Source organism: Rhodococcus sp. NPDC059968, from assembly GCF_042738615.1.
Lineage (GTDB): Bacteria > Actinomycetota > Actinomycetes > Mycobacteriales > Mycobacteriaceae > Rhodococcus_F.
In genome coordinates, this window is sequence record NZ_JBHWUE010000031.1 from 1 (window position 1) to 23,356 (window position 23,356).

Sequence of the window (23,356 nt, forward strand, 5' to 3'; positions counted from 1 at the left end):
GAGGAGCTGATCGGGGTGATGCTCTTCGACGCCGGTTACTGCTCCCGCGAGAATCTCACCGCGCCCGGCCCGGACCGGTTGATCGCCACCGGCAAGAGCCGAGACCTGCACCGGGCCGCGGCCGACGATCCCGCATCCGGGCCCGCCGACACCGACGACCCCCTCCTCGCGATGGCCCATCGGCTGCGCACCGAGGCCGGCATCGCCACCTACCGCAAACGCTCACCCATCGCCGAAACCGTGTTCGGGCACGCCAAACACAACCTCGGATTCCGCCGCTTCACCAGCCGCGGACTGGACCGCGCCCGCAGCGAATGGGCGTTCCACGCCGCCGTGCACAACCTCGGCAAGATCCTCACCCACCTGACCGGAGGCACCCCCCTCCCCGCCACCGGGTAACCCGAGAACCGGTGGAGGGTGGGGTGACCCACACACCCCCGATCACGTCACCGGGCAACCGCACCCGGGCCACGACCACTCAATTCCGCAACAGCCCCCCCGCGGTTAAGAAGTACTCACGGATCAGACGGCGCGGCGAATCGTCGCCAGGAACGTGGCCGCGACGAAGAACAATCCGGAGAACGTCCGGTTGGTGGTGCGCTGCTGCCGTGGTGACCGCATCAGCCGCAGGACCTTCGACGCCAGCCCGGTGTAGCCGGTCATGACGACGACGTCGACCGCGACCATGGTGGCGGCGATGATCAGGTACTGGGGGAGCAGCGGCGCCGACGGGGTGATGAACTGCGGGAGCACCGCGAGCATGAAGACGACGGCCTTCGGGTTGCTGGCATTGACCAGGAACCCGCGCAGGGTCATCGCCGGACCGCTGGTCTCGGCGACCTCGCCGTCGACGCCGGACACATCGGTCGCACTCGCCCGCCACTGCCGGATGCCGAGATACACCAGGTATGCGACGCCGAACCACTTGATCACCGTGAACGCGAGTGTCGAGTTCGCGAGCAGCGCCCCGAGTCCGGCGGCGACCACCGCGATCTGCAGCAGCAACCCCAGCTGGAGACCCGCGATGTTCCAGTAGCCGCGACGCAACCCGAACCGCATCCCCGCGGCCATCGACGCGATCGCGCCCGCCCCCGGGGACAAACTGATCACGCACGAGGCCCCGAGCACTGCACACCACATCTGCCACGACACCAGGCGATGGTACGTCGCGCCCCGGCGGCAACCGTTCTACGGGGGATCGATGCAGCTGAGCGGCGGATTCACGAGGGAACAGACACCGGCACGGCGTTCGGGTTCATAGCCGGGCGGGAGCCCGTTCGCAACGAGCTCCCGGTAGGTCGTCACCGCATCGGTCGGTCGCCGGGTGAGGGTGGGATCGGTCAGCGCGTCGACGGTGAACAGACCGAACCGGGGACGGTACGTGCCCCACTCGTAGTTGTCGGTGATCGACCAGTAGCTGTATCCGATCACCGGGGCGCCGTCCGCCCGCGCGCGCTCCAGCCAGTAGACGTGATCGCGGAGATGATCGGACCGCGTGTAGCCGTCCGGTCGCGGTTTCCCGTCGTCGGTGGGCATGCCGTTCTCCACGACGTACAGCGGTAGTCCCGGAAACTTGCGGGTGTACCGCATCAGGGCGTGGTAGATGCCGTCCGGTTGGGGGCTGATGTCGTAGAAGGCGTCGGTGACCGCGTTTACCGCGGTGAGGTTGTCGAGGGACAGTCCGTAGTAATAGTCGACGCCGAGGAAGTCGAGCTTGTCGCGGACCCGGTCGACGAAGGTGGCGTCGACCGCGTCCATGGCGGCCGGGATGTACGCGAGGTTGCTGCTCACCCGGGCGCCCGGGTCGTTCTCGTGGATCAGATCGTAGGCGCGGCGGTGGACCTCGACGAGCCGGTCGAGCATCTGCGGCGCCCGGTCGAGGCCGATGCCGCCGAACATCAGCTCCTTCTGCACGTACACCGTCGGTTCGTTGATCGTGATCCAGAGCGCGCCGACACCGGAATAGCGCTCGATCACTTTCTGCGCGTTCGCGAGCCAGTAGTCGACAGTGTCCGGGTCGGCCCAGCCACCCCGATCGGCGACCCACCCCGGATACACCCAGTGGTCGAGCGTGATCATCGGGGTCATTCCGCGGCTGGTGATCTCGTGAACGACGTCGTCGTAGTACCGCAGTTCGGTCTCGTCCCACACGCCCGGGACCGGCTGCAGGCGGGCCCATTCGACGCCGAACCGGAAGACGTCGACACCCAGGTCCGCGGCTCGGGTGATGTCCTCGGTGTAGCGGTGCCGGAAGTCGACGGAGTTGCCGATCGCGTCGTGGGTCCGCCCGGAGTCGGAATACCGCCGCCAGTTGCTGTCGGGTGAGGAACCCTCCGATTGGAACCCGGACGTCGCCACGCCCCACAGGAAGTCGTCGGGGAGCGGGGCCGCGTGCGCCGCGGTGGCGGGCGCCAGCAAGCAGAGGAGGACCACGCCGGCGCCCAGGAGTCGGGAGGGAGTCCGCATCGGCCGAAGAGTAGCGGAAACGCTGTCCCGAGTGCGCCGATTGGGGGATACTGGTGAGTAGGACTACCCGCCAGTAGGAGGCGCGTCATGGTCGACACCTCAGCTCCCAAGGTCACCGAGGAAGAAGCACGAGCGGTCGCGGAGGAGGCGAGGGAATCCGGCTGGGACAAACCCTCGTTCGCGAAAGAACTGTTTCTGGGACGGTTCCGGCTGGATCTGGTTCATCCCTTCCCGCGGCCGGCGACGGAGGACGCCGCAAAGGCCGAGGAATTCCTCATTCGCCTCCGCGCCTACTGCGAGGAGATGGACGGCAGCGTCATCGAATCCCAGTCGCGCATTCCCGACGAATACGTCCGCGGCCTCGCCGACCTCGGCTGCTTCGGCCTGAAGATCTCGGAGGAGTACGGCGGCCTCGGACTCTCTCAGGTGGCCTACAACCGGGCGTTGATGCTCGTCGCGTCGGTGCATCCGAGCCTGGGCGCGCTGCTGTCCGCGCATCAGTCGATCGGCGTCCCCGAACCGCTCAAGCTGGCCGGCACCCCCGAGCAGAAGCGCGAGTTCCTGCCGCGCTGCGCGCGCGGCGCCATCTCCGCCTTCCTCCTCACCGAACCCGACGTCGGCTCCGACCCCGCGCGGCTGGCGTCCTCCGCGACCCCCATCGAAGGCGGTGAAGCCTACGAACTGGACGGCGTAAAGCTGTGGACGACCAACGGCGTCGTCGCCGAACTGCTCGTCGTCATGGCGCGGGTACCCAAGAGCGAAGGTCACCGCGGCGGCATCTCCGCCTTCGTCGTCGAGGCCGACACCCCGGGCATCACCGTCGAACGGCGCAACGCGTTCATGGGACTGCGGGGGATCGAGAACGGCGTCACCCGCATGTACAAGGTCCGCGTTCCCCGCGAGAACCTGATCGGCCGGGAAGGCGACGGACTCAAGATCGCGCTCACCACCCTCAACGCCGGCAGGCTGGCGATTCCGGCGATGTGCGCCGGGGCCGGGAAGTGGTCGCTGAAGATCGCCCGCGAATGGTCCGGCGTCCGCGTCCAGTGGGGCAAGCCCATCGCCGAGCACACGGCCGTCGCCAACAAGCTGTCGTTCATGGCCGCGACCACCTATGCCCTCGAGGCCGTGGTGGACCTGTCGGCGCAGATGAACGACGAGGGTCGCAACGACATCCGGATCGAGGCGGCGCTCGCCAAGCTGTGGTCGTCCGAGATGGCCTGCGTCATCTCCGACGAGCTGATCCAGGTCCGCGGCGGTCGCGGATACGAGACTGCGGCGTCTTTGGCCGCCCGCGGTGAACGGGCGGTGCCGGTGGAGCAGCTGGACCGCGACCTGCGCATCAACCGGATCTTCGAGGGTTCGAGCGAGATCATGCGGCTGCTGGTCGCGCGCGAGGCCGTGGACGCGCACCTCACAGCGGCGGGCGATCTCGCGGACCCGCACGCCGACACCGGTGCGAAGGCCCGCGCGGCCGCCAAGGCGAGTGGTTTCTACGCGAAGTGGCTGCCGCAACTCGTGGCAGGCAAGGGCCAGGTGCCGACGGCGTACAGCGAATTCGGTGTTCTGGCCAAGCACCTGCGGTTCGTCGAACGGCACTCCCGCAAGCTGGCCCGCTCCACGTTCTACGGGATGGCCCGGTGGCAGGCGGCGCTGGAGAAGCAGCAGGGCTTCCTCGGCCGGGTCGTGGACATCGGCGCCGAACTGTTCGCGATGTCCGCCACCTGCGTCAAGGCGGAGATGCAGCGCGAGGAGAACGAGGCCGAGGGCGCGGCCGCCTACGAACTCGCCGACGTGTTCTGCCGGCAGGCGTCACTGCGGGTCGAGAAGCTGTTCGACGGTCTGTGGCACAACACCGACGACGTGGACAAGCAGGTCGCGCACTCGATCCTTGAGGGACGGTATGCGTGGCTGGAGCGGGGGGTGGTCGATCCCAGCGAAGGCACCGGTCCGTGGATCACCGAGTGGACCCCCGGCGCGTCCACCGAGGAAAACCTGGCGAGGAGGTTCCTGCACTCGACCCGCCTCTAGGCCGTCGGGTTCCCCGCGTCTCCTCGGCGGTACTCTCCGAGGAGACGCGCACACCAGCGTGGCGCTCGCCGGTGTCTCGGACGCGGGCGGGACGAGCCGAGGGAACACCAGTGCGCAGCTTCATGTGTCGTAAATGCGGCCAACGACTTTCGCTCGAGAACAGTCTCTGTCTGAAATGTGACAGCGCTCTGGGATTCCACCTGCCGAGCCGGTCCATCGTCGTCCTCGACGGCGCGGACCGGGCGGAGGTGGACGGCGACACGTGGGTGCGGTGCGGCAATGCCACCACGGCGAAGTGCAACTGGCTCGTCCGGAACGACGACGCCCAGAGCCTGTGCACGTCGTGCCGGTTGACGCGGACGCGTCCCGCGGACGGTGACGACGAGGGCCTGGCCGCGTTCGCGACCGCCGAGACCAACAAGAGGCGGGTCGTTCTCGAACTCGACGAACTCGGTCTCCCGATCGTCCCCAAGTTCGAGGACCCCGGCACCGGGCTGGCCTTCGACCTGTTGTCGAGCGCACGGACCCCGGTGGTGACCGGGCACGCGGGCGGGGTGATCACCCTGGACCTGGCCGAGGGCGACGACGTGCACCGGGAACAGTTGCGCGTCGAGATGGACGAGCCGTATCGCACGCTCGTCGGCCACTTCCGGCACGAGGTCGGGCACTACTACCAGATGATGCTGATCCGGGACCACGCCGAGCGCGCCCGATTCGAGGACCTGTTCGGGGATCCGGACCGCGACTACCAGGCCGCGCTGAAACGTCACTACAGCGAGGGCGCGCCGAAGGGCTGGGGCCGGCTCTACGTGTCGTCCTACGCCACGATGCACCCCGCCGAGGACTGGGCGGAGACCTTTGCGCACTACCTGCACATCCGGGACGCCCTGGATACCGCGGCAGCCTTCGCGATGGCGCCCGCCGGAGCGACGACGAGCAGCGAACTCAGTGGTGACGTGGGGTTCGACCAGATCATCGACTGGTGGCTGCCGCTGTCGTGGGCGCTCAACCAGCTGAACAGGTCGATGGGGCATCACGACCTGTATCCGTTCGTGCTTCCGGCCGCGGTCCTGGAGAAGATGCGGTTCATCCACTCGCTGATCCAGCCCGCCCCGGTGTGGGACGAGCCGGCACCGGCGTCGACGGAAACCCGGTCGGCCGCCGACCGGTGAAAACGGGGTGCGCCTATCCTGGATAATCGGTGTCGAGCCCTGTTCTCCGCAGAACAGTCCGCTCGTCCGACACACCGTGTCCCGACAGCCGCAGAGAGGACCTCTCATGCTCGCCCGCACCGACCTTCGTGGTCGTACCCCTTCCACGGCCGAACTTCGCGCCGCACTTCCTCGAGGTGGAGTGGATGTGGACGCGGTCCTGCATCAGGTTCGCCCCGTCGTCGAGTCGGTCCGTGAGCGCGGCGCCGACGCGGCCCTCGAATTCAGCGAGAAGTTCGACGGAGTCCGCCCCGCGCAGGTGCGGGTGCCGCAGTCCGAGTTGGACCGCGCCCTCGGCGAACTCGATCCGGCCGTCCGCGCCGCCCTCGAGGTCGCGATCGAACGCACCCGCAAGGTCCACGCCGACCAGCGCCGCACCGACACCACCACCGAGGTCGTCCCGGGCGGCACCGTCACCGAACGGTGGGTGCCCGTCGACCGCGTCGGGCTGTACGTCCCCGGCGGCAACGCCGTCTACCCGTCCAGCGTCGTGATGAACGTGGTCCCCGCGCAGGCTGCCGGTGTCCGGTCCCTCGTGGTGGCCTCGCCGCCGCAGTCCGAGTTCGGTGGTCTGCCGCACCCGACCATCCTCGCCGCGGCCGCCTTGCTGGGCGTCGACGAGGTGTGGGCCGTCGGCGGCGGTCAGGCAGTCGCCCTGCTCACCTACGGCGGCACCGACACGAACGGCGCCGAACTCACCCCCGTCGACCTCATCACCGGCCCCGGCAACATCTACGTCACCGCCGCCAAGCGCCTCTGCCGCGGTCTCGTCGGCATCGACGCCGAGGCAGGCCCCACCGAGATCGCGATCCTCGCCGACCACACGGCCGACCCCGTGCACGTCGCGGCGGACATGATCAGCCAGGCCGAGCACGACGTGTTGGCCGCGAGCGTGCTCGTCACGTCCAGCGTCGAACTCGCCGACGCCGTCGACACGGCGCTGGCCGCGCAACTCGAGATCACCAAGCACAAGGAGCGCGTCACCGCCGCGTTGTCCGGCACGCAGTCGGGCACCGTCCTGGTCTCCGACGTCGAGGCCGGGCTGCGGGTGGTCAACGCGTACGCCGCCGAGCACCTCGAGATCCAGACCGAGAACGCCACCGCCGTGGCCACGAAGGTGACCAGTGCGGGCGCGGTGTTCGTCGGCGCGTGGGCGCCGGTCAGCCTCGGCGACTACTGCGCCGGGTCCAACCACGTCCTGCCCACCGCGGGCTGCGCCCGGCACTCGTCGGGCCTGAGCGTCCAGACGTTCCTGCGCGGCATCCACGTGGTCGACTACTCCGAATCCGCGCTGAAGGAGGTCTCCGGCCACGTCATCACCCTCGCGAACGCCGAGGACCTGCCCGCGCACGGCGAGGCCGTGCGGCTGCGGTTCGAGGCGCTGCGGTGACCGCGGCGAACGTGCCGGGTTCGTCGATCGGGGTGGACGCCCTGCCGATCCGGGAGAATCTGCGCGGCAAGTCGGCGTACGGGGCGCCGCAGCTGACCGTCCCGGTTCAGCTGAACACCAACGAGAACCCGCACCCGCCCACGAAGGCACTCGTCGACGACGTCGCGGAGTCCGTGCGGGAGGCAGCGCGGGAACTGCACCGCTACCCCGATCGCGACGCGGTGGCCCTGCGCACCGACCTCGCTGCATACCTCGTCCGCCAGACGGGGGTGCCGGTGACGGTCGACAACGTGTGGGCGGCCAACGGCTCCAACGAGATCCTGCAGCAGCTGCTGCAGGCGTTCGGCGGTCCCGGTCGCAGCGCGATGGGCTTCGTGCCGTCGTACTCGATGCACCCGATCATCGCGGACGGCACCGAAACCGAGTGGCTGCCGATCTTCCGGCGCGCCGACTTCGCGCTCGACGTGGACGCCGCGACCGCGGCGATCGCCGAGCGCAGGCCCGACGTCGTGTTCGTCACCAGCCCCAACAATCCGACCGGGCACAGCGTCGGCATCGCGGAACTGCGCCGGGTCCTCGACACGGCGCCGGGCATCGTGATCGTCGACGAGGCGTACGCGGAATTCTCCGACGCGCCGAGTGCCCTGACGTTGATCGACGAGTACCCGTCGAAGCTCGTCGTGTCGCGGACGATGAGCAAGGCGTTCGCCTTCGCCGGCGGCCGGCTCGGATACCTCGCGGCCGCACCGGCATTCATCGAGGCACTGCTCCTGGTCCGGTTGCCGTATCACCTGTCGGTGGTCACGCAGGCCGCTGCCCGCGCGGCGCTGCGGCACGCGAACGAGACGCTCGGCAGCGTGCACGCACTCGCCACGGAGCGGGTTCGGGTGTCGAAGGCGTTGGAGGACACGGGGTTCCGTGTCATCCCCAGCGACGCGAACTTCATCCTGTTCGGTGAGTTCACCGACAGTGCCCACGCCTGGCAGGCCTACCTCGACCGCGGAGTGCTCATCCGGGACGTCGGCATCCCCGGATATCTGCGCGCCACCGTCGGGCTGGCCTCCGAGAACGACGCCTTCATCGTGGCGAGCGACGAGATCGCCGCCACCGAACTCACCAGCTCAGGAGACCGAGGATGACCGACCGCATCGCCCGCGTGGAGCGCACCACCAAGGAATCCAGCATCACCGTCGAACTGAACCTCGACGGTACCGGCATCGTCGACGTCTCCACCGGGGTCCCGTTCTTCGATCACATGCTGACCGCGCTCGGCTCCCACGCGAGTTTCGACCTCACCGTCCACGCGAAGGGCGACATCGAGATCGAGGCGCACCACACGGTGGAGGACACGTCGATCGTGCTCGGACAGGCGCTCGGTCAGGCGCTCGGCGACAAGAAGGGCATCCGACGGTTCGGTGACGCGTTCATCCCCATGGACGAGACGCTCGCGCACGCGTCGGTCGACGTGTCCGGGCGTCCGTACTGCGTCCACACGGGCGAACCGGAACACCTGCTGCACGCCGTCATCGGCGGGTACCCGGGCGTGCCGTACGCGACGGTGATCAACCGGCACGTGTTCGAGTCGATCGCGCTCAACGCGCGCATCGCCCTGCACGTGCGTGTGCTCTATGGGCGCGATCAGCACCACATCACCGAGGCCGAGTTCAAGGCCGTCGCCCGCGCACTGCGCGAGGCGGTCGAACCGGATCCCCGCGTCACGGGTGTGCCGTCCACCAAGGGCAGCCTGTGATCCGGACGCATTCGTGAGTGTCGTCCTCGTCTACGTCCTGTTCATCGCCGCGGGTATCGCGGCGGGCGGTGCGTACTCCATGTGGAAGTTCAACAAACTGGCCTCGGGCGTGCTGCTGGCACTGGCGGTGCTGGCAGCCGTGGCGGGCGTTCTCAGGTTGACGTAGTGCCCGTCGCAGTGGAGCCGCGCCGCGGCCTGCTCCGCACCCGCGGCATGCCCGCCGCGATGGTGATGGGCGCGGCGGCGTTCGGTGGCTGGGCGGTGCTCCTGCCCGTGGTGCCGCTGATCGTCTCGCTGTCCGGTGGCTCGGACACGCTCGCCGGCAGCGTGACGGCCGTGTTCATGGCCGCGACCGTCGTCACGCAACTCGGTGTGCCCCGGCTCCTGCGCAGGTGGGGGCATCGCTGGGTGCTCGCCGTCGGCTGCATGCTGCTCGGGCCGCCGTCGCTGCTCCTCCTGCTGTCCACCGAGGCGATCCCGGTGCTGGCCGTGTCGGCCGTCCGCGGATCGGGCTTCGGCATGCTCACCGTCGCCAGTAGTGCGCTGGTCGCCGAACTCGTTCCCCGCCAGATGCTCGGCCGGGCGACGGGTGCGCAGGGAATCGCGGTGGCCGCCGCGCAGATGGTCGGGCTGCCCGCGGGGCTCGCGATCATGCAGCACTGGTCCGCGACCCCCGTCTTCGTGATCGGTGCTCTCATTCCCGCTCTCGCGGTCGTCGCGATCACGCGGCTCCCCGCGATTCACGCCCCCGCGGATCGCGCGTCGCAGGACCGCATCCCGCTCGCCGTCCTGCTCACGCCGTGGCTCGCGATCGCGATCTCGGCGGCCGCATTCGGCGGTCTGTCCAGCCTGCTGCCGATCGCGATCTCGGAGCGGGCCTCGCTCGCCGGGGTGATCCTCGCCGTCTCGAGCGGTGCGACGCTGATCGGGCGGTACGCCGCAGGATCGTTCTCCGACCGGCTGGGGGTGGGCCGCGCCCTGGTTCCCGCCCTGGCGTTCGTGTGCCTCGGCCTGGTGTTGTTCGCCCTCGCCGCGGCGACGAGTGCGCCGGTGCCGCTGCTGGTGTGCGCGGCCCTGGCCTTCGGATTCGGATTCGGTGCGGTGCAGAACGAATCCCTCGTCATGATCTTCACCGCCGCGGGACCGGCCCGATTCGGCTCGGCGAGCGCCGGATGGAACATCGGGTTCGACGCCGGAACCGGTTTCGGTTCCCTCGCGCTCGGAGCCGTCGCGTCGGCGGCCGGGTACTCCTGGGTGTTCGCGGTCGCGGCGACGGCGGTCGCGGTGGTCCCGGCCGTCGGGATGGTCGTCGGCCGCACTCTCGGGCGTCGTGCAGCCGCCGGATAAGGTTGTGTCATGACCGTCTCCACCATTGCCGTCCTCGACTACGGCTCCGGCAACCTGCATTCGGCCACCCGCGCTCTGGCCCGGACCGGCGCGCGCGTCGAGGTCACATCCGATCACAAGGTCGCACTCGAAGCCGACGGTCTGGTGGTTCCCGGCGTCGGCGCCTTCGCCGCGTGCATGGAGGGACTGCGCGCGGTCCGCGGGGAGCGGATCATCGGTCAGCGTCTGGCCGGCGGACGGCCGGTCCTCGGGATCTGCGTCGGCATGCAGATCCTCTTCGAACGCGGAGTCGAGTTCGGCGTCGAGGCGGAGGGCTGCGGCGAATGGCCCGGCACCGTCGAACGGCTCCAGGCCGACGTGTTGCCGCACATGGGGTGGAACACGGTCGACGCGCCGGACAACAGCACGCTGTTCGCCGGTATCGATCCCGACACCCGGTTCTACTTCGTCCACTCGTATGCCGCCCAGACCTGGGAGCTGCCGACGCCGGAGCGGCTGGCGCCCCCCGCCCTGACGTGGGCCGACCATGGGGGCAAGTTCCTCGCCGCCGTCGAGAACGGCGCGCTGTCCGCCACACAATTCCACCCCGAGAAGTCCGGCGACGCCGGCGCGGAGCTGCTCCGGAACTGGGTTCGCAGTCTGTGACCGAACCCGGGGACGGGCGCGGTGACCTGTCGATCGGCAGGCTCGCGGTGTACGCGATGGGCGCCGCCACCGCGGTGCTGGTCCTCGCCACCGCGATCATTCTGGTGGTGAAGCCGGGCCCCGTCCTCGGGCTGATCGTCGGGCTGCTCGGCGTCGCAGGCGCGATCGCGGCCATGGGCTACGTGTCGAAACGCATGACCCGCAACGCCTACGGTCCCGATCCCGAGGACCCGGAGCCGGGTTCCGACCGCTGAGCGACTAGGGTTGTCGCACGTGAGCCTGGTCCTTTTGCCTGCTGTAGATGTCGTCAACGGTGAAGCTGTTCGCCTCGTCCAGGGGGAGGCAGGAAGCGAGACCGGATACGGCTCGCCTCGTGATGCCGCCCTCGCATGGCAGAACGACGGTGCCGAGTGGGTCCACATCGTCGACCTCGACGCCGCGTTCGGTCGCGGCTCGAACCGTGAACTCCTCGCCGACGTGGTGGGGGAGCTCGACGTCCATGTGGAACTGTCCGGTGGGATCCGCGACGACGCGTCCCTCGAAGCCGCACTGGCCACGGGCTGCGGACGCGTCAATCTCGGTACCGCCGCCATCGAGAACCCCGAGTGGTGTGCCCGCGCCATCGCCACGTACGGCGAGAAGATCGCGGTCGGTCTCGACGTGCGCCTCGTCGACGGTGAGTACCAGCTTCGCGGCCGCGGCTGGGTCACCGAGGGCGGAAACCTGTGGGAGACGCTCGCCCGGCTCGACAAGGACGGCTGCTCCCGGTACGTCGTCACCGACGTCAGCAAGGACGGCACCCTGACCGGCCCCAATCTCGAACTCCTCGCGCAGGTCTGCGCGGCCACCGATGCTCCCGTCGTCGCCTCGGGCGGCGTGTCCACCATCGACGACCTCCGGGCGATCGCCGGACTCGTCGATCAGGGGGTCGAGGGGTCCATCGTCGGCAAGGCGCTGTACGCGGGGCGGTTCACCCTCCCCGAGGCGCTCGCCGCGGTCTCGGGCTGAGTTCCCGCCATGACCCTGTCCCGTGATCCCCGGGAGCTCCTCGCCGTCGCCAGTGGGCTGCTCGACGGAGTGCACGACCGGTTCGTCTCGGGTGTGGGTGCGCCCAGCGCCGTCCACAAGGGTCCCGACGACTTCGCGACCGCCGTCGACCTCGAACTCGAGAAGCGGCTGACCGGCGAACTGCGCGACCGGACCGGCATCGATGTCCACGGCGAGGAGTTCGGCGGCCCCGACGTGGGCAGCGGACCCGTCTGGGTGCTCGACCCCATCGACGGCACGTTCAACTATTCGGCCGGTCTGCCCACGGCGGGCACGCTGCTCGCGCTGCTCGACGACGGGGTTCCCGTTCTCGGTCTCACGTGGCTGCCGCTCGTCGGGCGGCGGTATGCGGCTGTCGCGGATGGTCCGCTGCTCGAAGGTGGCAAGCCCCTGCCTGCGCTCGGTGGCACGTCGCTGGCGTCGTCGATCGTGGGCCTGGGCGCACTGAACATCGACAGTCGCGGGCGCATTCCCGGCGCGTACCGGCTGCAGGTCCTCGCGCAGCTCAGCCGGGTGTCCTCGCGGATCCGGATTCACGGATCCACCGGCGTCGACCTCGCGTTCACCGCGGCCGGAATACTCGGCGGCGCGGTGGTGTTCGGCCACAATGCGTGGGACAACGCCGCCGGTGTCGCGCTGGTGCGCGCCGCGGGTGGTGTGGTGACGGATCTGGGCGGCAAGCCCTGGACCGTGACATCCGACTCGGTGCTGGCCGGAGCGCCCGGAGTGCACGGCGAAATTCTCGATATCCTCGGATCACTGGGTGATCCTCGTTCCGAGCCTGCAGGAGGGCGTACACAATGACTCTGGCGGTTCGAGTGATCCCGTGCCTGGACGTCGATGCCGGACGCGTCGTCAAGGGCGTCAACTTCGAGAACCTGCGGGACGCGGGTGACCCCGTCGAGCTGGCCGCCGCGTACGACGCCCAGGGAGCCGACGAACTCACGTTCCTCGACGTCACCGCGTCCACCGCGGACCGGGGCACCATGCTCGACGTGGTGAGCCGGACGGCGGAGCAGGTCTTCATCCCGCTCACGGTCGGCGGCGGTGTCCGCACCGTCGAGGACGTCGACCGGTTGCTGCGCGCGGGCGCCGACAAGGTGAGCGTCAACACCGCGGCGATCGCCCGGCCCGAGTTGCTCCGCGAACTCAGCGAACGTTTCGGCTCCCAGTGCATCGTGCTGTCGGTCGATGCGCGCACCGTGCCGCAGGGTCAGCCCGACACCCCGTCGGGGTGGGAGGTCACGACTCACGGCGGCAAGCGCGGCACCGGTATCGACGCGGTCGAGTGGGCGGTCCGCGGCGCCGAACTGGGTGTCGGGGAGATTCTGCTCAACTCGATGGACGCCGACGGCACGAAGGCCGGTTTCGACCTGCCGATGATCCGGGCGGTGCGCGCCGCCGTGCACGTGCCGGTGATCGCCAGCGGGGGAGCGGGCGCCGTCGAGCACTTCGCGCCCGCGGTCGGCGCCGGCGCGGACGCCGTCCTGGCCGCCAGTGTCTTCCACTTCGGCGACATGACGATCGGCGACGTGAAGAAGTCCATGCGTGAAGAAGGGATCACCGTCCGATGAGCCTCGACCCCGCCATCGCGTCCAGGCTCAAGCGCAACGAGGCAGGACTGTTCAGTGCCGTCGCGCAGGAACGGTCGACGGGCGACGTCCTGATGGTGGCGTGGATGGACGACGAGGCACTCGCGCGCACCCTCGACACTCGCAAGGGCACGTACTACTCCCGGTCCCGTCAGCAGTACTGGGTGAAGGGCGAGACGTCCGGTCACACGCAGTACGTCCACGAGGTGCGGCTCGACTGCGACGGCGACACCGTGCTGCTCGTCGTCGATCAGGAGGGGGCGGCGTGCCACACGGGCACGCACACCTGCTTCGACACCGACGTGCTTCTCGCCGCCGAGTAGCTACCTCGACGCTCGGGCAGAATGTCCGCATGCCCTCGGGCAGAATGTCCGCCATGCCTTTGATTCAGATCAGTCAGACACCCGGGCTCACCGCGGAGCAGAAGCGCGCCACGATCGAGGCGGTCACCCGGGCGTACGCGGATGCGACGGGCAAGGATCCCGCGACGGTGTGGGTGACGATCACCGAGGTCCCGCGCGACAGCTGGGGTGTCGGCGGGACGCCGCTGGGGTGAGCTGGCGGGACGCCGCTGCGCTGAGCTGTCAGGCTTTGCCGGTGCCCGACGCGATGCTCTTGTCGAGTTGGGTGAGCATGGCGCCGGACAGTTCGGACAGCTGACGGACCTGTTCCGCGGACAGTCCGTCGAAGATCAGGGACCGGACGGATTCGACGTGCGGGGGTGCGGCCTCGACGACCTTGGCCATGCCTTCGTCCGTGAGGACGGCGTCGGAGCCGCGGCTGCCACGGATGCTCTCGCGGCGCACCCAGCCGGCCTTCTCCATCTTGGTGACGACGTGGGACAGCCGGGACAGTGACGCGTTGGCGCGCTGGGCGAGCAGAGACAGCTGCAGGCGCCGGTTCGCTTCTCCGGACAGCGAGGCGAGGACGAAGTACTCGAAGTGGGTGAGTGCCGAGTCGCGTTGGAGCTGGGTGTCCAGTGCAGCGGGCAGCCGGGTGACCAGGGCGATGAGGGTGAGCCAGGCCTCCTGTTGCTCTGCGTCGAGCCATCGGGTGCCGGCCTCTGCCGACTTGCCCTCGTCGTTACCACTCATCAGTGGTGTCCTCCATCCGTACGTCGATCCACGCGTGCAGCGTGTCCAACATAGTTAGCACGTCGCGGGCCGGATCGTGCCCGGGGAATAGTTGCCGCGCCCAGGGGTTGACTCCTATAGTAACTTGAAGGTTCAACATTGAGTGGCGCCCGTGATCCGGCCGGCGTCTTCGATGAGGGATCTCGATCCGAAGGAGTCGCGATGACCGCCACCATGCCCGCACTGTTCCTCAGCCATGGTGCGCCTCCGCTGGTGGACAGCGAACTGTGGGTGTCGCAGCTGGCGAAGTGGGCAGGCGACCTGCCGCGGCCGAAGGCCGTCCTCATGGTGTCGGCGCACTGGGAATCGGCGCCGCTCACGATCGGATCCACCACCACCGGGACGCCACTCGTCTACGACTTCGGTGGCTTCCCCGAACGCTTCTACCGGACGACGTACGAGTCGCCCGGCGCCCCCGAACTCGCGGCGCAGGTCGTGGCCCTGATGCCGGACGACGAGACCGTGTCGCACCAGCCGCACCGCGGCCTCGACCACGGCGCCTACGTGCCGTTGACGGTCATGTACCCCGACGCCGACATCCCGGTCCTCCAGATCTCGCTGCCCACGCTCGATCCGCAACGACTGCTGCACCTCGGCGAGCGGCTGCGTCCCCTGCGCGAACAGGGTGTGCTGATCGTCGGTTCCGGATTCACCACCCACGGGCTGCCGTTCCTGCGCGACCCGTCACCCGAGGCGAAGGCACCCGGCTGGTCGTCGGAGTTCGACGCCTGGGCGGACGAGCGTCTCGCCGCGGGCGACGTCGATTCGCTCATCGACTTCCGCTCGCTCGCGCCGGGCATGCCGTACGCCCATCCGACGATCGAGCACTTCGCGCCGCTGTTCGTCACGCTGGGCGCGTCGAGCGATCCCGAGCAGATTCCCCGGCAGGTGATCGACGGTTTCTGGATGGGGCTGGCCAAACGGTCGATTCAGGTGGATTGACGCGTCCGGAGGAAGGCGAGTGCCTGATCGCCGTGCGTGTTGGCGCGGAACTCGCTCGAGATGACCTCGAGCACGGTGCGGTCGGTGTCGATGACGAAGGTCGACCGCTTGACCGGCGCAAGCTTGCCGAGCAGTCCGCGCCGGACACCGAACTTCTCCGCGACCGCTCCGTCGGTGTCCGACAGCAGCGGGTAGTCGAACGACTGTGCCTGCGCGAACGACGCCTGCTTCTCCACCGCGTCGGTGCTGATCCCGGCGCGGGACGCGCCCACCGCGGAGAACTCGATTCCGAGGTCACGGAAATGGCAGGCCTCGGCGGTGCAGACCGGTGTCGACGCCGCAGGGTAGAAGAACAGCACCAGAGGGCCGTCCTCGAGGAGGCTCGACAGCGATCGCGCGATGCCGTCCTGATCGGGCAGGGTGAATTCCGGTGCAAGCTGACCTGGCTTCATGAGAGCCGAGGCTACCCGCGCACGCAGACACGACGAGTGCGCCTGGGATGATGGTCGGCATGCACGGCGAGCCCACCACGATTCCCGCACCCGAGTCCGCCGCCACCCCGGCCGACGGCGGGTCCGACTCGACCACCACGCGCGAGCAGTTCCACGCTCTCGCCGCCGAACACCGGGTGGTCCCGGTGACGCGCAAGGTGTTGGCAGACGCGGAAACTCCGCTGTCGGCGTACACCAAGCTGGCGGCGAACCGGCCGGGGACCTTCCTGCTCGAGTCGGCGGAGAACGGCCGATCGTGGTCGCGATGGTCGTTCATCGGCGCGGGCAGTCCCGCCGCGCTCACCGTCGTCGACGGTGAAGCCGCCTGGTATGGCAACGTCCCGGCGGGCGCACCGTCCGGCGGCGATCCGATCGCGGCCCTCGGCCAGACGCTCGAACTGCTGCGCAGCGAACGACTGCCCGACCTGCCGCCGCTGACCGGCGGCATGGTGGGCTTCCTCGGATACGACGCGGTGCGCCGGATCGAGCGCATCGGCGAGCACGCCACCGACGATCTGCAGATCCCCGAGATGGTCATGTTGCTGGCGACGGATCTCGCGGCCGTCGACCACCACGAGGGCGCCATCACCCTGATCGCCAACGCGGTCAACTGGGACGGCACGGACGAACGCGTCGACGAGGCCTACGACTCCGCGGTCGAGCGGCTGGACCGGATGACGCACGCCCTGTCGGCGCCGGCGCCGTCCACCGTGTCCACGTTCGCGAAGCCCGCACCCGACTACCGGCGTCAGCGCACCACCGAAGGTTTCGGCGCCGACGTGCAGAAGCTCGTGGGAGACATCGAGGCGGGCGAGGCGTTCCAGGTGGTGCTGTCGCAGCGCTTCGAGATCGACTGCACGGCGGACCCGATCGATGTCTACCGGATGCTGCGCGCCTCCAACCCCAGCCCGTACATGTACCTGCTCAACGTGCCGAACGGCGACGGCGAGACCGCGTTCTCGATCGTCGGTTCGAGCCCGGAGGCCCTGGTGACCGTGTCGGAAGGCGTCGCCACCACGCACCCGATCGCCGGAACCCGGTGGCGCGGGCACACCGAGGAGGAGGACATCCTGCTCGAGAAGGACCTGCTCGCCGACGAGAAGGAGAACGCGGAGCACCTGATGCTCGTGGACCTGGGCCGCAACGACCTCGGGCGCGTGTGCGAACCGGGCACCGTGAAGGTCCACGACTACCGCCACATAGAGCGGTACAGCCACGTGATGCATCTCGTCTCCACCGTCACGGGTCACCTCGCGGACGGCAAGCAGGCCCTGGACGCCGTCACCGCGTGCTTCCCGGCGGGCACCCTGTCGGGCGCGCCGAAGGTCCGGGCGATGCAGCTGATCGAGGAGCTCGAACCGACCCGCCGGGGCATCTACGGCGGCATCATCGGATACCTGGACTTCGCCGGCGACGCCGACACGGCCATCGCGATCCGGACCGCGCTGATCAAGGACGGCATCGGGTACGTCCAGGCGGGCGCGGGCGTCGTTGCCGACTCGAACCCCGAGTACGAGGACACCGAGGCGCGGAACAAGGCGATGGCGGTGCTCAGCGCGATCGCGGCGGCGCACACGCTCCGGACCCTGGGAGGCGACACGCAGTGACTGACGCGTCGGAGACGGCCCGGGAACCCGGGCAGGCGGGACGTCGCCGGTCGATGATCTCGGTGCTGCTGCTCGCGGTCGCCGCGGTGTGCCTGTGGGGTGCCTCCCGGATGACGTGGGTGGAGGTCACCTCCTCCGACGGACTCGGTGAGGAGCGCACGTCCGCACTCGTCGGCGGCACGTGGGCCGCGGCGCTCACACCGTTGGCGCTGACCCTGGTGGCCGCGATCGCCGCGTCGTTCGCCGTGAAGGGCTGGGCGCTGCGGGTGCTCGGTGTCCTCGTCGCGGTCGTGGCCGTCGCGGCCGCGGTCCCCGCGGTGGGGTTGATCGTCTCCGGCGCAGCCGACGACGAGGCGGGCCGGCTGGCCGAGCTGCCGGGCCGCGCCGAGGTCCAGTCGGTGTCCGTGCACGTCGGCCCCGCCGTTCTCGCGCTGGTGGGCGCCGTGGCGGCGCTCGCCGCCGCGGTGGAACTCGTCCGACGCCCGCGCGTGCGGGCCGGGCTCTCCGGCAAGTACGACAGCCCCGGTGCGCGACGTGACGCGGCGAAGAAGACCGGCGCCGATTCCGCCGAGGGGCCCGTCACCCAGCGCATGCTCTGGGACGCCCTGGACGCGGGGGAGGACCCCACGGTGGAAGACAAGAAAGCCGAACCTGTCGACCAAGTTGACGGACCGGACCAAGACCCGGGGACCCGAACGTAAACAGAATCAGAGTGCCATCTAGGCTGACTTCACCCCTGATGATGTTCCTCACATCGGGTTTCTGCCCAGAAAGGACTCGGGCCACGATGACCGTTCTCGACTCGATTCTCGACGGGGTGCGCGCCGATGTCGCCGCCCGCGAAGCCGTCCTTGACTTCGCCGCAGTCAAGGCTGCCGCCGCCGCCGCACCGCCGGCCCTTGATGCCGCGGCCGCCCTGCTCGAGCCGGGCATCGGAGTCATCGCCGAGGTCAAGCGCGCGAGCCCCTCGAAGGGCGCGCTCGCCGACATCACCGATCCCGCCGAGTTGGCCGCCGCCTACCAGGCCGGTGGCGCCCGCGTGATCAGCGTGCTCACCGAGGAGCGCCGGTTCCAGGGGTCCCTCGCGGACCTCGACGCCGTCCGCCGCGCGGTGAGCATCCCGATCCTCCGCAAGGACTTCATCGTCGGGCCATATCAGATCCACGAGGCCCGCGCGCACGGCGCCGACGTCGTGCTGCTCATCGTCGCCGCCCTCGAGCAGGACGCGCTCGCGTCGCTGATCGACCGCACGGAGTCGCTGGGCATGACGGCCCTCGTCGAGGTCCACACCGAGGAAGAGGCCAACCGGGCGCTCGAAGCGGGTGCCAAGGTCATCGGTGTCAACGCCCGCAATCTCAAGACGCTCGAGGTCGACAAGAACACGTTCGGCGAGATCGCTCCCGGACTGCCCACCGAGATCATCAAGATCGCCGAGTCCGGTGTGCGCGGCACGGCCGACCTGCTGGCCTACGCCGGTGCGGGAGCCGACGCGGTGCTGGTCGGCGAAGGCCTCGTCACCAGCGGGGATCCGCGCAAGGCGGTGGCCGATCTGGTCAACGCCGGCGCGCACCCGTCCTGCCCCAAGCCCTCACGCTGACGCTGCGTCGTCGGAACTGACCCGGACGGCGGCGGAACCCAGCGTTGGGGCAGACTGGACCTGTGACTTCACGTAATCAGGAAACCGTCTTCAAGGGTGGCAATCTGCCGACTGCCAGCGCCGGAATCGCCGAGCGCACGACGCACGACCCCGACGCCGGAGGACACTTCGGCGTGTACGGCGGACGGCACGTGCCCGAGGCCCTGATGGCAGTGATCGAGGAGGTCACCGCCGAGTACGAGAAGGCCCGCGCCGACGACGCGTTCCTGAACGAACTCGATCGTCTCCAGCGCGACTACACCGGCCGTCCGTCCCCGATCTTCGAGGCGAAACGGATGAGCGAGTTCGCCGGTGGGGCGCGGCTCATCCTCAAGCGCGAAGACCTCAACCACACCGGCTCGCACAAGATCAACAACGTGCTCGGCCAGGTGCTCCTCGCCAAGCGCATGGGCAAGACCCGCATCATCGCGGAGACCGGCGCCGGCCAGCACGGTGTGGCCACCGCGACCGCCTGTGCGCTCCTCGGCCTCGAATGCGTCATCTACATGGGTGCCGTCGACACCGAGCGGCAGGCGCTGAACGTCGCCCGCATGCGGTTGCTGGGCTCCTCGGTGGTGTCGGTCGAGTCGGGGTCGAGGACCCTGAAGGACGCCATCAACGAGGCGCTGCGCGACTGGGTCACCAACGCCGACGACACGTACTACTGCTTCGGCACCGCTGCCGGGCCGCACCCGTTCCCGACCATCGTCCGCGACTTCCAGCGCGTCGTCGGTCTGGAGGCGCGTGCCCAGGTGCAGGCGCTGACCGGCCGGCTGCCCGACGCTGTGACGGCGTGCGTCGGCGGCGGTTCCAACGCCATCGGCATCTTCCACGCGTTCCTCGACGATCCGGCCGTGCGGCTGGTCGGATACGAGGCCGCCGGTGACGGCGTCGAAACCGGGCGGCACGCCGCCACGTTCGCCGCGGGCACCCCGGGCGCGTTCCAGGGCGCGTACTCGTACCTGTTGCAGGACGAGGACGGCCAGACCATCGAGTCGCACTCGATCTCCGCGGGCCTCGACTACCCCGGTGTCGGACCGGAGCACGCACTCCTCAAGGACATCGGACGCGCCACCTACGAGCCGGTCACCGACACGGAGGCAATGGACGCGCTGCGTCTGCTGTCCGAGCGTGAGGGCATCATCCCGGCCATCGAATCCGCCCACGCCGTCGCCGGGTCGCTGCGACTGGGCCGCGAACTGGGGGAGGGCGCGATCATCGTCGTCAGCCTGTCCGGGCGCGGCGACAAGGACATGGACACGGCCGCCAAGTGGTTCGGACTGTTCGATCCCGACGACTCGACCGAGACCACCACGACTGACAAGGAAGGTTCGGCCAAGTGAGCGAACGACTCTCGCGCCTCGCCCCGACGTTTGCGCAGTGCCGCGAGGAGAAGCGTGCCGCGCTCGTCGGGTACCTCCCGGCCGGTTTCCCCACCGTGCAGGAGTCCATCGACGTGTTCAAGGCGATGGTCGAATCCGGTTGCGACATCGTCGAGGTCGGCATCGCCTACTCCGACCCGGTGATGGACGGGCCCACCATCCAGGCGGCGGCCGAGACGGCGCTGCGGAACGGTGTCCGGGTGCGTGACGTGTTCACCGTCGTCGAGGCGATCGCCTCCGTCGGGGGCAAGGCCGTCGTGATGACCTACTGGAATCCGGTCCTGCAGTACGGCGTCGACAAGTTTTCCCGCGACCTGGCGAGCGCGGGCGGCCTCGGGCTGATCACGCCCAACCTCATCCCCGAGGAGGCCGGCGAGTGGATCGCCGCGTCGAAGGAACACGACCTCGACCGGATCTTCCTCGTGGCGCCGTCGTCGACCGAGGAACGCCTCGCGATGACCCTCGACGCCAGCAGCGGCTTCGTGTACGCCGCGTCCACGATGGGTGTCACCGGCGCACGTGACGCGGTGTCGTCGATGGCACCCGAGCTGACAGCCCGCATCCGCGCCCACTCGGACATCCCGGTGGGTGTCGGACTGGGTGTCCGCTCCGGCGCGCAGGCCGCCGAGATCGCCGCGTACGCCGACGCGGTCATCGTCGGATCCGCACTGGTCACGGCCGCGGAGAGCGGTCTCGACGCGGTGCGCTCGCTCACGAAGGAACTCGCCGAGGGCGTTCGCTCCGCTACCGTGGCGTCGTGACTTCCACTGTGGACGTACTGGCCTACATTCCGAGTCCGCCCCAAGGTGTCTGGTATGTCGGACCGGTGGCCCTACGCGCGTACGCGCTGTTCATCATCGTCGGTATCGTCGTCGCGATCGTGTGGGGTGACCGTCGCTGGGTCGCCCGCGGCGGCGAGAAGGGCACCGTCCTCGACATCGCCATCTGGGCGGTGCCGTTCGGCCTGATCGGCGGCCGTCTCTACCACGTGATGACCGACTGGCCGACGTACTTCGGGGAAGGCGGCGACCCCGTCGACGCCCTGAAGGTGTGGCAAGGCGGCCTCGGCATCTGGGGCGCCGTCGCGCTCGGCGGTGTCGGCGCCTGGATCGGTTGTCGTCGCCGCGGCATCCCGCTGCCTGCGCTCGGCGACGCGGTCGCGCCCGCAATCCTGCTGGCGCAGGCGATCGGCCGGCTCGGAAACTACTTCAACCAGGAACTCTACGGTCGCGAGACCGACGTGCCGTGGGGGCTCGAGATCTTCGAGCGGCGCAACGACGCGGGCCAGGTGTCACCGCAGCTGATCGACGGGGTGTCCACCGGCGAGGTCGCGTTCGTGGTGCATCCGACGTTCCTGTACGAGGCGCTGTGGAACGTGCTGATCGTCCTCCTGCTCGTGTGGGTCGATCGCCGCTTCCGCATCGGTCACGGCCGCCTGTTCGCCCTGTACGTGGCCGGGTACTGCGCCGGCCGCTTCTGGATCGAACTGATGCGCAGCGATCACGCGAGCCTCATCGCCGGTGTCCGCGTGAACTCGTTCACCTCCGCCCTGGTGTTCGTCGCGGCCCTGGTGTACTTCTTCGCCGCCACAAAGGGCCGCGAGGATCCGGCCGAATTGCGGCCTGCCGACGGCGAACCGGTCGAGAGCGCGACCACGGAGACGGAGCCCGAGAAGAACGTCGAGGACGAGGGCAAGGGCGAGGGCGCGTCCTCGTCGGAGCCGGTATCGGACGACAAGGCCGCGAGTACTGCGAGTACCGGCGGCGAGGCGGGCACGAAGACCATCGACAGCAAGAAGGATGACGCGAATGACTGAACCGGGGAAAGCATCCGACGATTCCGGCAAGGGTGCATCCGAGGACGCACACAAGGTCGACCTGGGTAAGAGCAGCGACGGCACCGAGAACAGCACCGAGTCGAGCCTGCCGCCCGAGTTCGGCTCACCCTTCGATTACGACGCCACCGCCGAGGCCTCGCTGTCCCAGTCGCCGGCCACGTCGGACGCGACGCCGTCACCGGGTTCGTCCGGCACCGGACCGGGCTGGGACACCTACTCCGGTGTCGGTAACGGCCCGGGCTGGGGGTCGACGCCCACCTACCCGTCGCCGAGCGGCACCGAGCCGACGGCCCCGTTGCCGAACGTGGGCGAGCCGACTCCGCCGACCGCGCCCTACACCGGGTACGACAAGCCCCAGCAGCAACCGGACGGTCCCACCTACGGCGCACCCGACCCCAACTACGGCGCGCAGTACGGGGCGGCTCCGCAGTCGCCGCAGGACTACCAGCAGCCCGGGTATCAGCAGCCGGGATACGGACAGCAGCCGGGTTACCCCCAGCAGGGGTTCCCGCCGCCCGGGTACGCCCCCGCCGGCTACAACGCGTACGCCGATCCCTCGGCGCCGTTCGGCAGGCATCCGCTGACGGGTGAGCCGTATTCCGACAAGTCCAAGCTGACCGCAGGCCTGCTGCAGATCTTCCTCGGCGGTTTCGGAGTCGGGCGGTTCTACCTGAACCAGCCCGGCATCGCCGTGGCGCAGATCGCCGTCACGTGGCTCACCTGTGGAATCGGCGGGATCTGGCCGCTGGTCGACGGCATCATGATGCTGACCGGGAGCGTGAAGGACAAGTACGGACGACCCCTCCGGGAGCAGTGACGAACCCCGGCCGAACTGTGGCCCGTGTTGCT

General features: G+C 69.3%; 27 protein-coding genes. 23 read left to right on the forward strand and 4 right to left on the reverse strand.

All coding sequences use genetic code 11. From position 1 onward, the window contains the following. The coding region (locus tag ACFWAY_RS23620) for a transposase (protein ID WP_378512375.1) at window positions 1-399 on the forward strand (399 nt) is incomplete at its 5' end. 123 nt (window positions 400-522) lie between these two features. Here the strand turns inward: ACFWAY_RS23620 and ACFWAY_RS23625 are convergent. Continuing rightward, window positions 523-1,152: a LysE family transporter gene (locus tag ACFWAY_RS23625; RefSeq protein ID WP_378452513.1), complete on the reverse strand. Its 630-nt coding sequence runs from the start codon at window positions 1,150-1,152 to the stop codon at window positions 523-525. Between the two features lie 36 nt (window positions 1,153-1,188). Next, window positions 1,189-2,466 (reverse strand): glycoside hydrolase family 1 protein, encoded by a 1,278-nt coding sequence (locus ACFWAY_RS23630; RefSeq protein ID WP_378512376.1) that lies wholly within the window; start codon window positions 2,464-2,466, stop codon window positions 1,189-1,191. Window positions 2,467-2,553: 87 nt separating this feature from the next. Here ACFWAY_RS23630 and ACFWAY_RS23635 point away from each other — a divergent pair, with 87 nt between their 5' ends. The 14 genes from ACFWAY_RS23635 to ACFWAY_RS23700 all read left to right on the forward strand — a co-directional run bounded on the left by ACFWAY_RS23635 (window position 2,554) and on the right by ACFWAY_RS23700 (window position 14,035). Continuing rightward, a complete protein-coding gene (locus tag ACFWAY_RS23635; protein ID WP_378452511.1) occupies window positions 2,554-4,497 on the forward strand; it encodes an acyl-CoA dehydrogenase family protein in 1,944 nt (647 codons plus the stop codon). A 110-nt stretch (window positions 4,498-4,607) separates the two neighbouring features. Beyond that, window positions 4,608-5,669 (forward strand): putative zinc-binding metallopeptidase, encoded by a 1,062-nt coding sequence (locus ACFWAY_RS23640; RefSeq protein WP_378512377.1) that lies wholly within the window; start codon window positions 4,608-4,610, stop codon window positions 5,667-5,669. 106 nt (window positions 5,670-5,775) lie between these two features. Then, the gene (gene hisD / locus ACFWAY_RS23645) at window positions 5,776-7,098 is read left to right on the forward strand and encodes a histidinol dehydrogenase (protein WP_378452509.1); all 1,323 of its coding nucleotides are present in this window, start codon (window positions 5,776-5,778) and stop codon (window positions 7,096-7,098) included. Continuing rightward, the gene (locus ACFWAY_RS23650) at window positions 7,095-8,237 is read left to right on the forward strand and encodes a histidinol-phosphate transaminase (RefSeq protein WP_378512378.1); all 1,143 of its coding nucleotides are present in this window, start codon (window positions 7,095-7,097) and stop codon (window positions 8,235-8,237) included. Before hisD ends, ACFWAY_RS23650 begins: the two co-directional genes overlap by 4 nt. Further along, the gene (gene hisB, locus ACFWAY_RS23655; protein ID WP_005247522.1) at window positions 8,234-8,848 is read left to right on the forward strand and encodes an imidazoleglycerol-phosphate dehydratase HisB; all 615 of its coding nucleotides are present in this window, start codon (window positions 8,234-8,236) and stop codon (window positions 8,846-8,848) included. Before ACFWAY_RS23650 ends, hisB begins: the two co-directional genes overlap by 4 nt. Before the next feature lie 13 nt (window positions 8,849-8,861). Further along, on the forward strand, window positions 8,862-9,014 hold the full coding sequence (locus ACFWAY_RS23660; RefSeq protein ID WP_378452507.1) for a hypothetical protein: 153 nt from the start codon (window positions 8,862-8,864) through the stop codon (window positions 9,012-9,014). Beyond that, entirely contained in the window at window positions 9,014-10,195 is a 1,182-nt protein-coding gene (locus ACFWAY_RS23665; protein WP_378512379.1) for an MFS transporter, read from the forward strand. The genes ACFWAY_RS23660 and ACFWAY_RS23665 overlap by 1 nt, the downstream gene beginning before the upstream one ends. Window positions 10,196-10,204: 9 nt before the next feature. Next, window positions 10,205-10,840, forward strand: a complete 636-nt coding sequence (gene hisH, locus ACFWAY_RS23670) for an imidazole glycerol phosphate synthase subunit HisH (protein ID WP_378512380.1) — start codon at window positions 10,205-10,207, stop codon at window positions 10,838-10,840. Next, a complete protein-coding gene (locus ACFWAY_RS23675) occupies window positions 10,837-11,094 on the forward strand; it encodes a membrane protein (protein WP_005247513.1) in 258 nt (85 codons plus the stop codon). Before hisH ends, ACFWAY_RS23675 begins: the two co-directional genes overlap by 4 nt. Before the next feature lie 19 nt (window positions 11,095-11,113). Next, window positions 11,114-11,848, forward strand: a complete 735-nt coding sequence (gene priA, locus ACFWAY_RS23680) for a bifunctional 1-(5-phosphoribosyl)-5-((5-phosphoribosylamino)methylideneamino)imidazole-4-carboxamide isomerase/phosphoribosylanthranilate isomerase PriA (RefSeq protein ID WP_378512381.1) — start codon at window positions 11,114-11,116, stop codon at window positions 11,846-11,848. A 9-nt stretch (window positions 11,849-11,857) separates the two neighbouring features. Continuing rightward, a complete protein-coding gene (locus ACFWAY_RS23685; RefSeq protein ID WP_378512382.1) occupies window positions 11,858-12,691 on the forward strand; it encodes an inositol monophosphatase family protein in 834 nt (277 codons plus the stop codon). Then, on the forward strand, window positions 12,688-13,461 hold the full coding sequence (hisF, locus tag ACFWAY_RS23690; RefSeq protein ID WP_005247506.1) for an imidazole glycerol phosphate synthase subunit HisF: 774 nt from the start codon (window positions 12,688-12,690) through the stop codon (window positions 13,459-13,461). The genes ACFWAY_RS23685 and hisF overlap by 4 nt, the downstream gene beginning before the upstream one ends. Continuing rightward, window positions 13,458-13,802, forward strand: a complete 345-nt coding sequence (gene hisI / locus ACFWAY_RS23695) for a phosphoribosyl-AMP cyclohydrolase (RefSeq protein WP_105413692.1) — start codon at window positions 13,458-13,460, stop codon at window positions 13,800-13,802. The genes hisF and hisI overlap by 4 nt, the downstream gene beginning before the upstream one ends. A 44-nt stretch (window positions 13,803-13,846) precedes the next feature. Further along, complete coding sequence (locus ACFWAY_RS23700) at window positions 13,847-14,035, forward strand: 4-oxalocrotonate tautomerase family protein (RefSeq protein ID WP_378452596.1); 189 nt, start codon at window positions 13,847-13,849, stop codon at window positions 14,033-14,035. A gap of 28 nt (window positions 14,036-14,063) precedes the next feature. Here the strand turns inward: ACFWAY_RS23700 and ACFWAY_RS23705 are convergent, their stop codons facing one another. Next, window positions 14,064-14,573, reverse strand: a complete 510-nt coding sequence (locus ACFWAY_RS23705) for a MarR family winged helix-turn-helix transcriptional regulator (RefSeq protein ID WP_378452503.1) — start codon at window positions 14,571-14,573, stop codon at window positions 14,064-14,066. Between the two features lie 201 nt (window positions 14,574-14,774). Between ACFWAY_RS23705 and ACFWAY_RS23710 the strand changes: the two genes are divergently transcribed. Then, entirely contained in the window at window positions 14,775-15,554 is a 780-nt protein-coding gene (locus tag ACFWAY_RS23710) for a dioxygenase (RefSeq protein ID WP_378452502.1), read from the forward strand. Here ACFWAY_RS23710 and ACFWAY_RS23715 read toward each other — a convergent pair. Beyond that, window positions 15,542-16,006, reverse strand: coding sequence for a peroxiredoxin (locus ACFWAY_RS23715; RefSeq protein ID WP_037237464.1), 465 nt, complete (start codon window positions 16,004-16,006; stop codon window positions 15,542-15,544). The two genes, ACFWAY_RS23710 and ACFWAY_RS23715, sit on opposite strands and share 13 nt — an antisense overlap. A gap of 59 nt (window positions 16,007-16,065) precedes the next feature. On the opposite strand from ACFWAY_RS23715, the gene ACFWAY_RS23720 reads away from it, so the two are divergent. The 7 genes from ACFWAY_RS23720 (at window position 16,066) to ACFWAY_RS23750 (ending at window position 23,324) form a co-directional block, all read left to right on the forward strand. Beyond that, on the forward strand, window positions 16,066-17,652 hold the full coding sequence (locus tag ACFWAY_RS23720; protein WP_378452501.1) for an anthranilate synthase component I: 1,587 nt from the start codon (window positions 16,066-16,068) through the stop codon (window positions 17,650-17,652). Then, entirely contained in the window at window positions 17,649-18,353 is a 705-nt protein-coding gene (locus ACFWAY_RS23725) for a TIGR02234 family membrane protein (RefSeq protein ID WP_378512383.1), read from the forward strand. The genes ACFWAY_RS23720 and ACFWAY_RS23725 overlap by 4 nt, the downstream gene beginning before the upstream one ends. A gap of 86 nt (window positions 18,354-18,439) precedes the next feature. Then, a complete protein-coding gene (trpC, locus tag ACFWAY_RS23730) occupies window positions 18,440-19,249 on the forward strand; it encodes an indole-3-glycerol phosphate synthase TrpC (RefSeq protein ID WP_005247490.1) in 810 nt (269 codons plus the stop codon). 62 nt (window positions 19,250-19,311) lie between these two features. Continuing rightward, window positions 19,312-20,631 carry a tryptophan synthase subunit beta gene (trpB, locus tag ACFWAY_RS23735; protein WP_378452499.1) on the forward strand — a complete coding sequence of 440 codons (1,320 nt, stop codon included), beginning with the start codon at window positions 19,312-19,314 and terminating at the stop codon, window positions 20,629-20,631. After that, window positions 20,628-21,431: a tryptophan synthase subunit alpha gene (gene trpA / locus ACFWAY_RS23740; RefSeq protein WP_005247486.1), complete on the forward strand. Its 804-nt coding sequence runs from the start codon at window positions 20,628-20,630 to the stop codon at window positions 21,429-21,431. Before trpB ends, trpA begins: the two co-directional genes overlap by 4 nt. Continuing rightward, the gene (gene lgt, locus ACFWAY_RS23745; protein ID WP_378452498.1) at window positions 21,428-22,486 is read left to right on the forward strand and encodes a prolipoprotein diacylglyceryl transferase; all 1,059 of its coding nucleotides are present in this window, start codon (window positions 21,428-21,430) and stop codon (window positions 22,484-22,486) included. The genes trpA and lgt overlap by 4 nt, the downstream gene beginning before the upstream one ends. Next, the gene (locus ACFWAY_RS23750; protein WP_378452497.1) at window positions 22,479-23,324 is read left to right on the forward strand and encodes an NINE protein; all 846 of its coding nucleotides are present in this window, start codon (window positions 22,479-22,481) and stop codon (window positions 23,322-23,324) included. Before lgt ends, ACFWAY_RS23750 begins: the two co-directional genes overlap by 8 nt. Window positions 23,325-23,356: the final 32 nt, after the last annotated feature.

Bases quoted from the DNA above. Each gene is read 5' to 3' on its own strand.
- ACFWAY_RS23630 (WP_378512376.1), bottom strand. From the start codon at position 2,466: ATGCGGACTCCCTCCCGACTCCTGGGCGCCGGCGTGGTCCTCCTCTGC.
- ACFWAY_RS23635 (WP_378452511.1), top strand. From the start codon at position 2,554: ATGGTCGACACCTCAGCTCCCAAGGTCACCGAGGAAGAAGCACGAGCG.
- hisD (WP_378452509.1), top strand. From the start codon at position 5,776: ATGCTCGCCCGCACCGACCTTCGTGGTCGTACCCCTTCCACGGCCGAA.
- hisB (WP_005247522.1), top strand. From the start codon at position 8,234: ATGACCGACCGCATCGCCCGCGTGGAGCGCACCACCAAGGAATCCAGC.
- hisH (WP_378512380.1), top strand. From the start codon at position 10,205: ATGACCGTCTCCACCATTGCCGTCCTCGACTACGGCTCCGGCAACCTG.
- ACFWAY_RS23685 (WP_378512382.1), top strand. From the start codon at position 11,858: ATGACCCTGTCCCGTGATCCCCGGGAGCTCCTCGCCGTCGCCAGTGGG.
- hisF (WP_005247506.1), top strand. From the start codon at position 12,688: ATGACTCTGGCGGTTCGAGTGATCCCGTGCCTGGACGTCGATGCCGGA.
- hisI (WP_105413692.1), top strand. From the start codon at position 13,458: ATGAGCCTCGACCCCGCCATCGCGTCCAGGCTCAAGCGCAACGAGGCA.
- ACFWAY_RS23700 (WP_378452596.1), top strand. From the start codon at position 13,847: ATGTCCGCCATGCCTTTGATTCAGATCAGTCAGACACCCGGGCTCACC.
- ACFWAY_RS23705 (WP_378452503.1), bottom strand. From the start codon at position 14,573: ATGAGTGGTAACGACGAGGGCAAGTCGGCAGAGGCCGGCACCCGATGG.
- ACFWAY_RS23710 (WP_378452502.1), top strand. From the start codon at position 14,775: ATGACCGCCACCATGCCCGCACTGTTCCTCAGCCATGGTGCGCCTCCG.
- ACFWAY_RS23715 (WP_037237464.1), bottom strand. From the start codon at position 16,006: ATGAAGCCAGGTCAGCTTGCACCGGAATTCACCCTGCCCGATCAGGAC.
- ACFWAY_RS23720 (WP_378452501.1), top strand. From the start codon at position 16,066: ATGCACGGCGAGCCCACCACGATTCCCGCACCCGAGTCCGCCGCCACC.
- trpC (WP_005247490.1), top strand. From the start codon at position 18,440: ATGACCGTTCTCGACTCGATTCTCGACGGGGTGCGCGCCGATGTCGCC.
- ACFWAY_RS23750 (WP_378452497.1), top strand. From the start codon at position 22,479: ATGACTGAACCGGGGAAAGCATCCGACGATTCCGGCAAGGGTGCATCC.